Source organism: Paraburkholderia sp. 22098 (assembly GCF_052045935.1).
Classification (GTDB): Bacteria; Pseudomonadota; Gammaproteobacteria; order Burkholderiales; family Burkholderiaceae; genus Paraburkholderia; species Paraburkholderia caledonica.
On the sequence record NZ_JBQEPV010000009.1, the window covers coordinates 140,649 to 153,891 of the forward strand.

Consider the following 13,243-nt stretch of genomic DNA (forward strand, 5'->3'; position numbering starts at 1 on the left):
ACTCAACCCGCGCTGCGCGCGACCAGAAAGCGCGTGAGGATCGCGTTTGAATAAGCGCCCGCGATCTCGGTGAGAAAAGAGACGAACGACGCCGGCGCGTGATCGTCGGCGGTATCGGAGATAGTGCGCACAACTGCGCACGGCACGCCGTATTCGTGACAGACCTGCGCGATCGCGGCGCCTTCCATCTCGACGGCAAGCGCGTCCGGCAAGGCCTCGCGCAAAGCCTTGACGCCCGCCGCGCTCGCCACGAACTGATCGCCGCTGATAATCAGCCCGCGATGCACGCGCGGCCGCATCGTGCCGAAACGCGCCGCCGACGCAGCGCCTTCCTCCGCGACAAAACGCTCACACGCGGCGGCGAGCTGCGCGGCCAACGTGGCGTCGGCGGTAAAGCGCGACATGCCGAGCAACGGCACTTCGAAACGCGGAAAGAGCGGCGACGCGTCCAGATCGTGCTGCAACAACGCATTGGCAACGACGATGTCGCCAACGCGCACCTCCGCGCCCACTCCGCCGGCGACGCCGGTGAACACAACAGCCTTGACGTCGAATGCATGGATCAATGCGCTGACCGTTGCCGCCGCCGCGACCTTGCCGACGCGCGCGAGCGTTACGACGCACGGCGCGCCATGGACGGTGCCGACGTGATAGTCGCGCCGGCCGTGCGTGACCGTGCGCACGCCGGATTCCGCGCGCATCGCCTCGATCAGGTCGCCGAGTTCTTGCGGCAAGGCCGCGAGTATGCCGAGCGGTCTCTTCGACGACGACGCGGCCAGCGCTGCGTCATGGCCCTGACTTGCGGCGCTCATTCGACCGCCTGCAGTTTGGCGACCGCGAGCGCGAGCCACTTCTCGCCGTGGCGCTTGAACTTGACTTGCGCCTTCCCGTCGGCCCCGCCGCCTTCCAGCGCGGTGATCGTGCCTTCGCCGAACTTGGTGTGAAACACCTGCTGGCCGACGCGGAAGCCCGCCTCCGCCGCACGTTGCTCGTTAGCGAAGGCCGGCAACGGCGCGGCTGCCGTGGACGCCCCGCCGCCGTACCCCTGCTGGCGGTCGGGCCGGGCGAACCAGTCTCGTCCATAACCGGCATTGTCCGAGCGGCCGCCCCAGCGCGCGCCCGCCTCGACTTTCGGCGTGAGCCACTTGAGCGTTTCCTGCGGCAATTCGTCGAAGAAACGCGAGCGAATGTTGTAGCGGGTCTGGCCGTGCAGCATCCGGCTTTGCGCGAAAGACAAGTACAGGCGCTCCTTCGCGCGCGTGATGGCGACATACATCAGACGGCGCTCTTCTTCCAGTCCGTCCGACTCCATTGCGCTGTTCTCGTGCGGAAACAGCCCCTCTTCGAGACCCGTAATGAACACGGCCGTGAATTCGAGGCCCTTGGCCGCGTGCACCGTCATGAGTTGCACGGCTTCCTGGCCGGCTTGCGCCTGGTTGTCGCCCGCTTCGAGCGACGCGTGCGACAGGAAGCCGGCGAGCGGCGTCATGGTGTCCGGGTTTTGCGCGGGGTCGGCGATGCCGGGCGCGTCGAGCACTACGGTGTTCGGGTCGTCGGTCGCGACTGCCAGTTCGGGCGCCGCGGTGGCGCCCGGACGCAGCGGAATGGAGCGCGCGGGCGTGTCCATGCCGTAGCCCTCTTCGCTGACGAACGCGGCGGCCGCGTTGACGAGTTCCTGCAAGTTCTCGAGCCGGTCCTGACCTTCGCGCTCGTTCTGATAGAAGTCCGCGAGACCGCTTGCACGGACAACGTACTCGACGGTTTCCGGCAAGCTCATCTGCTGCGTTTCCGCGCGCATCTTGCCGATCAGGTTCGCGAAGCTCGCAAGACTGGAGCCCGCCTTGCCGGCGACATATGGGATCGCCGCGGCCATCGAGCAGTTATACAGTCGCGCCGCGTCCGCGAGCTGTTCGATCGAGCGCGCGCCGATGCCGCGCGTGGGGAAATTGACCACGCGCGCGAACGCTGTGTCGTCGTTCGGATTGTCGATCAGACGCAGATACGCGAGCGCGTGCTTGACTTCCTGGCGCTCGAAAAAGCGCAAGCCGCCATACACGCGATACGCGATGCCCGCATTGACGAGCGTGTGCTCGATCGTGCGCGACTGCGCATTGCTGCGGTAGAGAATCGCGATTTCGCTGCGCGACGTGCCGGTGCTGATCAGCGCCTTGATTTCCTCGACGATCCAGCCGGCTTCCTGCGAATCCGTCGCGGATTCATAAACACGGACCGGTTCACCGTGACCGGCGTCGGTGCGCAGATTCTTGCCGAGACGCCGCGAATTGTTCGCGATCAACTGATTGGCCGCGTCGAGAATATGGCCGTGCGAGCGGTAGTTCTGTTCGAGCTTGATCAGATGCCGCACGTTGAACTCGTGCTCGAAGTCGCGCATGTTGCCGACGTTGGCGCCGCGGAACGCGTAGATCGACTGGTCGTCGTCGCCGACCGCGAAGATCGAATTGGTCTGACCCGCGAGCAGCTTCAGCCACGCGTATTGCAGCTTGTTCGTGTCCTGAAACTCGTCGACGAGAATGTGCTTGAAGCGCGCCTGATAATGCGCGCGCAGCGGCGGATTGTGCGCGAGCAGTTCATAGCAGCGGAGCAGCAGTTCCGGGAAGTCGACGACGCCTTCACGCTGACACTGCTGGTCATACGCTTCGTACAGTTCGACGAATTTGCGGTTGAAATTGTCGGTGGCGTCGACGTCTTTCGGGCGCAGTCCTTGTTCCTTCGCGTTGTTGATGAAGTACTGGAGGTTCTTGGCCGGATATTTTTCGTCGTCGATGTTCAGGCCCTTCATCAGACGCTTGATCGCGGACAGCTGGTCGGCGGTGTCGAGAATCTGGAAGGTGGCGGGCAAGCCGGCATCGCGATGATGCGCGCGCAGCATGCGGTTGCACAGGCCGTGAAAGGTGCCGATCCACATGCCGCGCGTGTCGATGGGCAAAAGCGCCGACAGGCGCGACATCATTTCGCGCGCGGCCTTGTTGGTGAAGGTCACGGCCAGAATCGTGGCGGGCGACGCAAGCCCGTGCTGGATGAGCCACGCAATGCGCGTGATGAGCACGCGGGTCTTGCCGCTGCCCGCGCCGGCGAGAATGAGCGCGGGCTCGTTGGGGAGTGTGACGGCGGCGTGTTGTTCGGGGTTGAGATTGGCTAGCAGATCGGGCATTTTTTCGGAGGGACGGCGGGGTGTTCGTCATTATATGCCCCGGCGCCCGCTTGCTTTTTTTGCCCGGCGAGCCCGGCGTTCCGTTCTGGCGGGTTCGAATCCCGACAAGCAAAAACCTCAAAACCAGAGCCGCGCCCCGGCGCCCTTTATAATCGAACATTCTCCGCATTTACCAGCCGATCGACCCATGAGCGACACCCCGAGCGACACCTCCTCTACCCTTGCCAAAAGCTTCGAGCCGCACACCATCGAAGCCCACTGGGGCCCCGAATGGGAAAAGCGCGCCTACGCGGCGCCCTCTTTCGACGGGAACAGGAAAGACTTCTCGATCCAGTTGCCGCCGCCGAACGTCACGGGCACCCTTCACATGGGCCACGCGTTCAACCAGACCATCATGGACGGTCTCGCCCGCTATCACCGCATGCTCGGCGACAACACGCTGTGGGTGCCGGGCACCGACCACGCGGGTATCGCCACGCAGATCGTCGTCGAACGGCAACTGGACGCGCAAGGCGTGTCGCGCCACGACCTCGGCCGCGAGAAATTCGTCGAACGGGTCTGGGAATGGAAGCAGGAATCCGGCTCGACCATCACGAACCAGGTGCGCCGCCTCGGCGCGTCGATCGACTGGTCGCGCGAATACTTCACGATGGACGACAAAATGTCGGCCGCCGTGCGCGACGTGTTCGTGCGCCTTTATGAACAGGGCCTGATCTATCGCGGCAAACGCCTCGTCAACTGGGACCCGGTGCTGCTTACCGCCGTTTCCGATCTCGAAGTAGTCAGCGAAGAAGAAACCGGCCACCTGTGGCACATTCAGTATCCGCTCACCGACGGCTCCGGCCATCTGACGGTCGCGACCACGCGGCCCGAAACCATGCTCGGCGACACCGCCGTGATGGTCCATCCGGAAGACGAGCGCTACGCGCATCTGATCGGCAAGACCGTCACGCTGCCGCTGTCGGGCCGCGAAGTGCCGATCATCGCCGACGACTACGTCGACCGCGAGTTCGGCACGGGCGTCGTCAAGGTCACGCCCGCGCACGACTTCAACGACTATCAGGTCGGCCTGCGCCACAAGCTGCCGCAAATCGAGATTCTCACGCTCGACGCGAAGATCAACGACAACGCGCCGGAAAAATACCGTGGCCTCGACCGGTTCGAAGCCCGCAAGCAGGTCGTCGCCGACCTCGAAGCGCTCGGCGCGCTCGAATCGGTCAAGCCGCACAAGCTGATGGTGCCGCGCGGCGACCGCACCGGCGTCGTGATCGAGCCGATGCTGACCGACCAGTGGTTCGTCGCGATGAGCAAACCGGCGCCTGAAGGCACGTTCAATCCGGGCAAATCGATCGCCGAAACCGCGCTCGACGTGGTTCGCAACGGCGAAATCCGCTTCGTGCCGGAAAACTGGACCACCACCTACTACCAGTGGCTCGAGAACATTCAGGACTGGTGCATCTCGCGCCAGCTCTGGTGGGGCCATCAGATTCCCGCGTGGTACGGCGAAAATGGCGAGATTTTCGTCGCGAAGACCGAGGAAGGCGCGCATGCAAAAGCGGCAGAAGCCGGCTACACGGGCCCGCTCAAACGCGACGAAGACGTGCTCGACACGTGGTTTTCGTCCGCGCTCGTGCCGTTCTCGTCGCTCGGCTGGCCGAACGAAACGCAGGAACTGAAGCACTTCCTGCCGTCGTCGGTGCTGGTTACGGGCTTCGACATCATCTTCTTCTGGGTCGCGCGCATGGTCATGATGACCACGCACTTCACGGGCAAGGTGCCGTTCGACACGGTCTACGTGCACGGTCTCGTGCGCGACGCCGAAGGTCAGAAAATGTCGAAGAGCAAGGGCAATACGCTCGATCCGATCGATATCGTCGACGGCATCGGCCTTGACGCCCTCGTCGCCAAACGGACCACCGGCCTCATGAACCCGAAGCAGGCCGCGTCGATCGAAAAGAAAACCCGCAAGGAATTTCCCGACGGCATTCCCGCATTCGGCACCGACGCGCTGCGCTTCACGATGGCGTCAATGGCCACGCTCGGGCGCAACGTCAACTTCGATCTCGCACGCTGCGAGGGCTACCGCAATTTCTGCAACAAGCTGTGGAACGCCACCCGCTTCGTGCTGATGAACTGCGAAGGTCACGATTGCGGTTTCGGCAAGCCGGAACAGTGCGGCGAGTGCGGACCGGACGGCCACCTGAACTTCTCGTCGGCGGATCGCTGGATCGTGTCCCGCCTGCAGCGCGTGGAAACCGAGATCGCCAGGGGTTTCGCCGACTATCGCTTCGACAATGTGGCCAACGCCCTATACAAGTTCGTTTGGGACGAATACTGTGACTGGTATCTCGAACTCGCCAAGGTTCAGATCCAGACGGGTCAGCCGAACCAGCAGCGCGCCACACGGCGCACCCTGCTGCGCGTGCTCGAGACGGTGTTGCGCCTCGCGCACCCGGTGATTCCGTTCATCACCGAGGCGTTGTGGCAAAAAGTTGCGCCGTTGGCCGGGCGTTATCCCGCGGGCAAGGCCGAGGGCGAAGCGTCCATCATGGTGCAGCCGTACCCCGTTGCCGAGATGTCGAAGCTCGACGAAGACGCGGAGCAATGGGCGGCCGACCTGAAAGCAGTGATCGATGCGTGCCGGAATCTGCGCGGCGAAATGAATCTGTCGCCGGCGGTCAAGGTGCCGTTGCTCGCTACCGGCAACGCGGAGCGTCTGCGCACCTTCGCTCCGTACGCCCAGGCATTGGCCCGTTTGTCGGAAGTGCAGATCATTGCCGACGAAGCCGCGCTCGACGCGCAAGCGGATGGCGCGCCAATTGCTATCGTAGGCAGTGACAAGCTCGTGCTGAAGGTGGAAATCGACGTCGCTGTCGAGCGCGAGCGGTTGTCTAAGGAGATTGCGCGGTTGAGCACAGAAGTCGTCAAGTGCAACGCTAAACTGCAGAACGAAAGTTTTGTCGCCAAGGCGCCGCCCGCAGTCGTCGAGCAGGAGCAGAAAAGGCTGGCGGAATTCGAAGCGACTGTCGGCAAGCTGAAAGCGCAGCTCGCGCGCTTGCCGGCCTGATCGACGCTCCACGCCCGCCCGCGCGACGGGCACGGACAGATAGCTAAACCAGAGGACTCAGGGTAATCACATGCTAAAAGTTACAAAGGCAGTATTTCCGGTAGCAGGTCTTGGCACCCGGTTCCTCCCTGCCACGAAGGCAAGCCCGAAGGAAATGCTGCCGATCGTCGACAAGCCGCTGATTCAGTACGCGGTGGAAGAAGCCATGGCGGCCGGCATCACCGAAATGATCTTCGTCACGGGCCGCAGCAAACGGGCGATTGAAGACCACTTCGATAAATCGTACGAAATCGAAGCCGAACTGGAAGCGCGCGGCAAGGACAAGCTCCTCGAACTCGTGCGCAGCATCAAGCCGAGCCATGTGGACTGCTTCTACGTGCGTCAGCCCGAAGCGCTCGGCCTCGGCCACGCCGTGCTGTGCGCGGAAAAGCTGGTGGGCGACAACCCGTTTGCCGTGATTCTGGCTGACGACTTGCTGTACGGCACGCCGCCCGTCATGACGCAAATGATCGAGGTGTTCGACCACTATCACAGCTCGGTGATCGGCGTCGAAGAGATCCCGGCGCAGGAAACCAAGTCGTACGGCATTGTCGACGGCAAGGAATGGGAAGACTCGATCATCAAGATGTCGGGCATCGTCGAAAAGCCGGAACCGAGCGTCGCACCGTCGAATCTCGGCGTGGTGGGCCGCTACGTGCTCAAACCGCGCATTTTCGACCACATCCGCTCGATCAAGCCGGGCGCCGGCGGCGAACTGCAGCTTACGGACGCAATCCAGTCGTTGCTCGCCGACGAACAGGTTCTCGCGTACAAGTACCATGGCACGCGCTTCGACTGCGGCAGCAAGCTCGGTTATCTGAAGGCAACGGTCGAGTTCGCGCTGCGTCACCCCGAAGTGGCCGCGGATTTCGACGAATATCTGCGTACCCGTTCGCCGGTTCTGGAAGGCTAAAGCCCCTGCGAGATGCCTTGAATCGCGAGGCATCTCCCGAAAGTCAAAAAGGCGCTGTGCCCCGCTTTCGCGGGCACAGCGCCTTTTGTTTTGGAGCGTGCGTCTGAATGTATGCGCTTCAGCGGCGCTTCATGAGAAACGTAAAGACTTTGTCGTGCGCCGAACTCTCGACGATCTCATTGCCCGTCTGCTTCGCGAACGCGGCGAAATCGCGCTGCGAGCCGGGGTCGGTGGCGAGCACCTTGAGAATCTGACCGCTTTCCATATCGGCGAGCGCCTTCTTGGCGCGCAAAATGGGCAGCGGGCACATCAGCCCGCGCGCATCGACTTCCTTATGAATCTGAATTTGCATCGACGATGACCTTCGGGACAAGGCGTCGTTCGCGACGCCGGACAGAGGGTCAAATTCTACCGCAGCCTTCGCCGCCTTGCCGGCGCGGGCACCGCGCACCACGCCGCCCAACCAGCCATATCGACGCTACAGCGTCACAGCCTGCCCGCTTTGCAGCGACTGCCGCAGCGCATTGCCGATGCGGGTCGCTTCCAGCGCGTCGGCGAGCGTCGCGCCCGCTTGCGCGGTCGATCCCGCCCCGCCCTGCACCGACGCAACGAACGCGCGCGCCTCGTGCAGAAACGCTTCTTCGAAGCGATCGAAGAAGCTCGGCGTGCACTCGTTGCGAATGCCCGTCGCGTCGTAAATCTCGACGCGATTCGCGCGCGGATTATGGCCAATGGTCAGTCCGCCTGCCGTGCCGATCACCTCGCTGTGCGTGTCGTTACCGTGTGCCTGGGTCCGCGACGCGTAGAACATGGCGAGCTTGCCGTCCTCGAATTCGCAGATCGCCACGCCGTTATCCACATCGCCGAATTCACGCAGGCCTTCGTGCAGCGCGACGGCGCCCGCCGCGAACACGCGCTTCGCACGCGGCTTTCCGAGCAGCCAGCGCGCAACGTCGATGTCGTGCACCGTGCAGTCAAGGAAAATGCCGCCGGAAGTTGCCGCGAAGCGCACGAAGAAGCCGTCGGTGTCGTTCTTGTCGGTGGTTTGCGAGCGCACGAGAAACGGCCGCCCGATCGCGCCCGCTTCGATTTTGTCGAACGCGTCCTTGTAGCTCGGATCGAAACGCCGCATGAAGCCAATCGTCGCCTGCAGATGCGGGTACTGCGCAGCCTCGTGCAGCACGCGCTCGCACTCGGCCAGATCGAGCGATAAAGGCTTTTCGCAGAACACGTGCTTACCGGCGCGCAAAGCGTCGACGATCTGCTGCGCGTGCAACGACGACGGCGTGACGAGCCACACGGCGTCCACGTCTTTGTCGTCCAGCAGCCGCGCGTAGTCATCGTAAAGGCGCGGCGACGGCAAAGCGTCGCGCGCCCACCTCCGCTCTTCTTCGAGCGGGCTGCAAGCAGCAACCAGTTCCGCGCCCGGCACGCGATACGCGAGATTTTCAGCGTGACGTTTGCCGAGCCGCCCGAGGCCGACCACGCCGAGACGCAGCCGCCGCGTTGACGCCGCCGCACTCATTGCGCGGCCTCGCCGAGCTTCACCGCACGCCCCTCGCGCCATGAGCGCGTGGCGGCCTCAGCGAGTTCTAGCGCTTTCAAACCGTCGGCCACCGTGGTGCGCACCGGCTTGCCCTGCGTGACCGCCTCGAAGAAATGCGCAATTTCGAGCGCATAAGCGGCGCGATAACGTTCGAGGAAAAACGCTTCGGGCACGTCGCTCGACACCTGCGTCCTGGAGTAAGCCGTGACTTCCGTGGGCCGCACGTTGCCCGCCTGCAGCATGCCCGCGCTGCCGAGCACTTCGAAGCGCTGGTCGTAGCCGTAGGCGGCGCGGCGCGCGGTGTTGATCTGGCACAGGCGGCCGCGCTTCGTGCGGATGGTCACCGCGGTCGAATCGATGTCGCCCGCCTCCGCGATTGCCGGGTCGCTCAGACAACTGCCGGTAGCGTGCAACGTGTCCGCTTCGTCGCCGAGAATCCAGCGGAAAATGTCGAAGTCGTGAATCAGCATGTCCTTGAAGATGCCGCCCGAATGGCGGATGTAGTCCACCGGCGGCGCGCCTGGATCGCGGCTCGTCACCACCAGCATTTCCGGCGCGCCGATCTCGCCCGCATCGAGGCGCGCCTTCAACGCGGAGAACGTCGGATCGAAGCGGCGCTGAAAGCCGATCATGCACACCACGCCCGCGCGCTCAACGGCATCAGCACAAGCCCGCGCACGCTCCAGCGTCAGGTCGACCGGCTTCTCGCAGAACACATGTTTTTTCTGAGCGGCCGACTTCATGATCAGATCGGCATGCGTGTCGGTGCTCGAACAGATCACCGTGGCGCCGACGGACGCGTCGCCCATTGCGCCGTCAATATCGGCCACCTTGGCGCCATGCACGGCAGCCAGCGCCGCGGCCGCCTCGCTATTCACATCGACCACATATTTCAGCCGCACGCCCGGTTGCCGCGCGAGATTGGCCGCGTGAATCTTGCCGATACGGCCCGCGCCGAACACTGCGACGTCGATCGGTTTTGCTGCGTCAGTCATCGTATCCTCCAGTGTCTTTCGATTCTTCTACGTTTAATTCGAGCTTGTACGCAAGCGCGATGAAGAGCGCCTGGCACAGGCAGATCGTGCTGGTCAGCGAGCGGAACGCGAACGCGCTGCCCTCTTTCACATACAGCTGGGTACTCGCGTAACGCGCGAGCGGAGATAGTTGGCTGTCCGTAATGACCAGCGTCTTCGCCTGATGATGATGCGCGACCCGCAAGCAATACTGCGTTTCCTTCGCATAAGGCGCGAAGCTGATCGCGATCACCACGTCGCCCTTTTTCACGCTGCGTATCTGCTCGCGGTACATGCCGCCGAAACCCGATACGAGGTGCACGCGCTTGGGCGTGTGCTGCAACGCATAGACGATGTAGCTCGCCACTGGAAACGAGCGCCGCACGCCGATCACATAGATGTTGTCCGCCTGTTGCAGCATCTTCACGGCGGCGTCGAACTGCTTGTCGTCGAGCCCCGCTTCGAGTTCTTCGAGACCGCCGCGGGAAGCCGCGATGAACTCGCGCGCGACCGCGCCGCCGGACAACGCACCGGGCTTCTCGTCAATGAGCTTGCGAATGCGTTGCTGATAACTGGGCGACGACGCACCCTGCCCTGTATACGCCTGACGAAACACCGCCTGCAAATCGGAGAAGCCGGAGAAACCAAAGCGCTGCGCAAATCGCACGACCGCCGACGGATGCACGCCGCAACTCGCGGCGATATCGCTCGTGCGGTCCACCATCACGCTCGAACGATGTTGCTCGATATACGTCGCGACGTTCTTCAACTGACGCGGCAGCGCCTCGTAGTTATCGGCGATGCGCTGCATCAATTCTTCGACGCTCGGCAATTCTTCTGTGCTTTCTTCCGCCATGGTTCTCTCTTCGGGGCTTTACTGCACTGCGGCAGGCGCTTTCGGACCGGCGCCGCAGAGGCTGCTGACGTTGCCGATTATAGGCAGCGCACCGCATAAATGGAACGTATTTTCCATTTTTATCTACGGTGAAATTTCCATTGCAAGCCATTCGAAGATGACCTAATCTTGGTCGTGAGCGATGGTGCTGCGGCGATCGTGCGACACCTCCGGTGCCGCCTTGCGTACCGTGCGCCACACGCTCCTTCAATAACGACAGACCGAGAAAGGTGGAGACATGAGACTTTGCAAGGGCAAGGCTACGCTCAGGATTCTGGTGACGGCTTTGACGTTGGCGACGGGATTCGGAGCGGCCTCGGCCGCCCGCGCGGCTGACGCTCATTTCGTGCTGATCAGCCACGCGCCGGACTCCGATTCGTGGTGGAACACGATTAAAAACGCCATCAAGCAGGCCGATGAGGACTTCAACGTCGAGACCGACTATCGCAATCCGCCGAACGGTGACATCGCCGATATGGCGCGTCTCGTCGAACAGGCCGCAGCGCGCAATTACGACGGTGTGATCGTCACCATCGCCGATTACGACGTGCTGAAAAGCTCTATCAACAAAGTCACCGCCAAAAAGATCCCGCTCGTCACGATCAACTCGGGCACCGAGGAACAAAGCGCGCAACTCGGCGCGATCATGCACATCGGCCAGCCGGAGTACGTCGCCGGCAAGGCGGCAGGCGAAAAGGCGAAAGCAGCCGGCGTGAAGTCGTTCCTGTGCGTGAATCACCTCGCGACCAACACCGTTTCGTTCGACCGTTGCCGCGGTTTCGCCGAGGCGCTTGGCGTCGACTACAAGTCCTCCACGATCGATTCCGGCCAGGACCCGACCGAGATTCAATCGAAAGTCAGCGCCTATTTGCGCAACCATCCGAACACCGGCGCCATTCTCACGCTCGGACCGACGCCCGCTTCGGCCACGCTCAAAGCAGTGCAGCAAATGGGCCTGAACGGCAAGATCTACTTCTGCACCTTTGACTTCTCCGACGACATCGCGAAGGCGATCCAGAACGGCACGATCCAGTTCGCGATCGATCAGCAGCCGTATCTGCAGGGCTACATTCCGGTCGCCGTGCTGGCCATCGTGAAGAAAGAGCACACCACCGACCCCGCGAAGATTCGCCAGATTCTCGAAGCGAATCCTAAGTTCAAGGCACGGCTTGCCACTTACGGCCTCGCGCCTTCGTATGGCCCGAAGAATATTCGCTCCGGTCCGGGCTTCATCACGAAGGAAAACCTCGACAAGGTCATCAAATACGCAGGGCAGTACCGCTGATTCTTTTCTCTAGCTAGTCACGCGCGCGGCGGGCAACGCTCCCGCCGGGCGGCTTCGCTGCCAACGCGCATTTCACCGGCTGTCGTTCCCGCAACGCATTCCCGCTTGCCCGGACACACAGCCGGCTCCAAGGAGACATCATGGGTGTAGCCGGCAAGCACTTTCCACCGCGCGTCGACTCGAATAGCGCCGCTTCGCATAGCGCTGCGTCGCGCCCCGAAACGGACGGGCGCGACGAGCGCGTGCGCAAGGAATCATGGTTCGGTCATTTGCTGAACCGCCCCGAGTTCGCCGCGATCTCCGGCGCGGTGCTGGTGTTTCTAGTCTTCGCGTTGACGGCCGGCGGCTCCGGCATGTTCAATCTCGACGGCGTAATGAACTGGTCGCAGGTGTCCGCTTATCTCGGGATTCTTTCCGTGGGCGCCTGTCTCCTGATGATCGCCGGTGAGTTCGATCTGTCGATCGGCTCGATGATCGGCTTTGCCGGCATGATGGTCGCGATCCCCACCGTGTATTTTCACTGGCCGATTTCGCTCGCGATTCTCTTTGCATTCGTCGGCTCGATGCTGCTGGGGGCGCTCAACGGCTATCTCGTGATGCGCACGCGCCTGCCGTCGTTCATCGTCACGCTCGCGTTCCTCTTTATTCTGCGCGGCCTCACCCTTGCGCTGTCGATCATGTTCGCGGACCGCACCATCGTTTCCGGCGTGGGCGATCTTGCACAGCAGGACTGGCTCGCCAACACGCTCTTCCACGGCGTTGCGCTGCAGGGTCTCTTCACGATGCTCGCGCATCACGGCATCGGCACCCTGCTCGATAACGGTCACGCGCTCGTGCCCGGCATTCCCAAAGTAATTCTGTGGTGGTTCGGTCTCGCCGCGATCTGCGCATTCGTCCTCGCGAAAACGCGCGCGGGCAACTGGATTCTCGCAGTGGGCGGCGACGCCAACGCGGCGAAAAACGTCGGCATTCCGGTGCGTCGCGTAAAGATCCTGCTCTTCGTGCTGACCGCGTTCTGCTCGTGCCTGTTCGCGGTGCTGCAAGTGTGCGATATCGGCTCGGCTGCGGCCGACCGCGGTTTGCAGAAGGAGTTCGAGGCGATCATCGCGGCGGTGATCGGCGGGACACTGTTGACGGGCGGCTACGGCTCGGTGATCGGCGCATGTTTCGGCGCGCTGATTTTCGGCGTGGTGCAAATCGGCATCACCTATACGAATGTGAGCTCCGACTGGTTCCGCGTATTCCTCGGCGTGATGCTGCTCATCGCCGTGCTGTTCAATCACTATGTGCGCCGTCGCGTCGCGCAATCGTAA

10 protein-coding genes are annotated in these 13,243 nt (G+C 62.7%); 4 read left to right on the forward strand and 6 right to left on the reverse strand.

Features of this window, described 5'->3' with window-relative positions; genetic code table 11:
• Positions 1–2: 2 nt before the first annotated feature.
• Both ACTJLB_RS20220 and ACTJLB_RS20225 read right to left on the reverse strand, forming a co-directional pair.
• Positions 3–812: a 5'-methylthioadenosine/adenosylhomocysteine nucleosidase gene (locus ACTJLB_RS20220; RefSeq protein WP_440784281.1), complete on the reverse strand. Its 810-nt coding sequence runs from the start codon at positions 810–812 to the stop codon at positions 3–5.
• Entirely contained in the window at positions 809–3,172 is a 2,364-nt protein-coding gene (locus ACTJLB_RS20225) for a UvrD-helicase domain-containing protein (RefSeq protein WP_440784282.1), read from the reverse strand. Before ACTJLB_RS20225 ends, ACTJLB_RS20220 begins: the two co-directional genes overlap by 4 nt.
• Before the next feature lie 187 nt (positions 3,173–3,359).
• On the opposite strand from ACTJLB_RS20225, the gene ACTJLB_RS20230 reads away from it, so the two are divergent.
• Both ACTJLB_RS20230 and galU read left to right on the forward strand, forming a co-directional pair.
• Complete coding sequence (locus tag ACTJLB_RS20230; RefSeq protein ID WP_408413181.1) at positions 3,360–6,239, forward strand: valine--tRNA ligase; 2,880 nt, start codon at positions 3,360–3,362, stop codon at positions 6,237–6,239.
• Positions 6,240–6,309: 70 nt separating this feature from the next.
• Positions 6,310–7,191 (forward strand): UTP--glucose-1-phosphate uridylyltransferase GalU, encoded by an 882-nt coding sequence (gene galU, locus ACTJLB_RS20235; RefSeq protein ID WP_027776571.1) that lies wholly within the window; start codon positions 6,310–6,312, stop codon positions 7,189–7,191.
• Positions 7,192–7,309: 118 nt separating this feature from the next.
• Here the strand turns inward: galU and ACTJLB_RS20240 are convergent, their stop codons facing one another.
• From ACTJLB_RS20240 to ACTJLB_RS20255, 4 genes are all read right to left on the reverse strand, one after another.
• Entirely contained in the window at positions 7,310–7,537 is a 228-nt protein-coding gene (locus ACTJLB_RS20240) for a sulfurtransferase TusA family protein (RefSeq protein ID WP_027776570.1), read from the reverse strand.
• 132 nt (positions 7,538–7,669) lie between these two features.
• Positions 7,670–8,716, reverse strand: coding sequence for a Gfo/Idh/MocA family oxidoreductase (locus ACTJLB_RS20245; RefSeq protein WP_204522199.1), 1,047 nt, complete (start codon positions 8,714–8,716; stop codon positions 7,670–7,672).
• Positions 8,713–9,732 (reverse strand): inositol 2-dehydrogenase, encoded by a 1,020-nt coding sequence (gene iolG / locus ACTJLB_RS20250; protein ID WP_440784283.1) that lies wholly within the window; start codon positions 9,730–9,732, stop codon positions 8,713–8,715. Before iolG ends, ACTJLB_RS20245 begins: the two co-directional genes overlap by 4 nt.
• Positions 9,725–10,606: a MurR/RpiR family transcriptional regulator gene (locus ACTJLB_RS20255; protein WP_020069488.1), complete on the reverse strand. Its 882-nt coding sequence runs from the start codon at positions 10,604–10,606 to the stop codon at positions 9,725–9,727. The genes iolG and ACTJLB_RS20255 overlap by 8 nt, the downstream gene beginning before the upstream one ends.
• 277 nt (positions 10,607–10,883) lie before the next feature.
• Here ACTJLB_RS20255 and ACTJLB_RS20260 point away from each other — a divergent pair, with 277 nt between their 5' ends.
• The gene (locus tag ACTJLB_RS20260; RefSeq protein ID WP_020069486.1) at positions 10,884–11,930 is read left to right on the forward strand and encodes a sugar ABC transporter substrate-binding protein; all 1,047 of its coding nucleotides are present in this window, start codon (positions 10,884–10,886) and stop codon (positions 11,928–11,930) included.
• A 140-nt stretch (positions 11,931–12,070) separates the two neighbouring features.
• On the forward strand, positions 12,071–13,243 hold the full coding sequence (locus tag ACTJLB_RS20265; protein WP_131319802.1) for an ABC transporter permease: 1,173 nt from the start codon (positions 12,071–12,073) through the stop codon (positions 13,241–13,243).

What these genes read in the sequence shown, in the direction of transcription:
- ACTJLB_RS20220 (WP_440784281.1), bottom strand. Translation starts at nt 812, where the DNA reads ATGAGCGCCGCAAGTCAGGGCCATGACGCAGCGCTGGCCGCGTCGTCG.
- ACTJLB_RS20225 (WP_440784282.1), bottom strand. Translation starts at nt 3,172, where the DNA reads ATGCCCGATCTGCTAGCCAATCTCAACCCCGAACAACACGCCGCCGTC.
- ACTJLB_RS20230 (WP_408413181.1), top strand. Translation starts at nt 3,360, where the DNA reads ATGAGCGACACCCCGAGCGACACCTCCTCTACCCTTGCCAAAAGCTTC.
- galU (WP_027776571.1), top strand. Translation starts at nt 6,310, where the DNA reads ATGCTAAAAGTTACAAAGGCAGTATTTCCGGTAGCAGGTCTTGGCACC.
- ACTJLB_RS20245 (WP_204522199.1), bottom strand. Translation starts at nt 8,716, where the DNA reads ATGAGTGCGGCGGCGTCAACGCGGCGGCTGCGTCTCGGCGTGGTCGGC.
- iolG (WP_440784283.1), bottom strand. Translation starts at nt 9,732, where the DNA reads ATGACTGACGCAGCAAAACCGATCGACGTCGCAGTGTTCGGCGCGGGC.
- ACTJLB_RS20255 (WP_020069488.1), bottom strand. Translation starts at nt 10,606, where the DNA reads ATGGCGGAAGAAAGCACAGAAGAATTGCCGAGCGTCGAAGAATTGATG.
- ACTJLB_RS20260 (WP_020069486.1), top strand. Translation starts at nt 10,884, where the DNA reads ATGAGACTTTGCAAGGGCAAGGCTACGCTCAGGATTCTGGTGACGGCT.
- ACTJLB_RS20265 (WP_131319802.1), top strand. Translation starts at nt 12,071, where the DNA reads ATGGGTGTAGCCGGCAAGCACTTTCCACCGCGCGTCGACTCGAATAGC.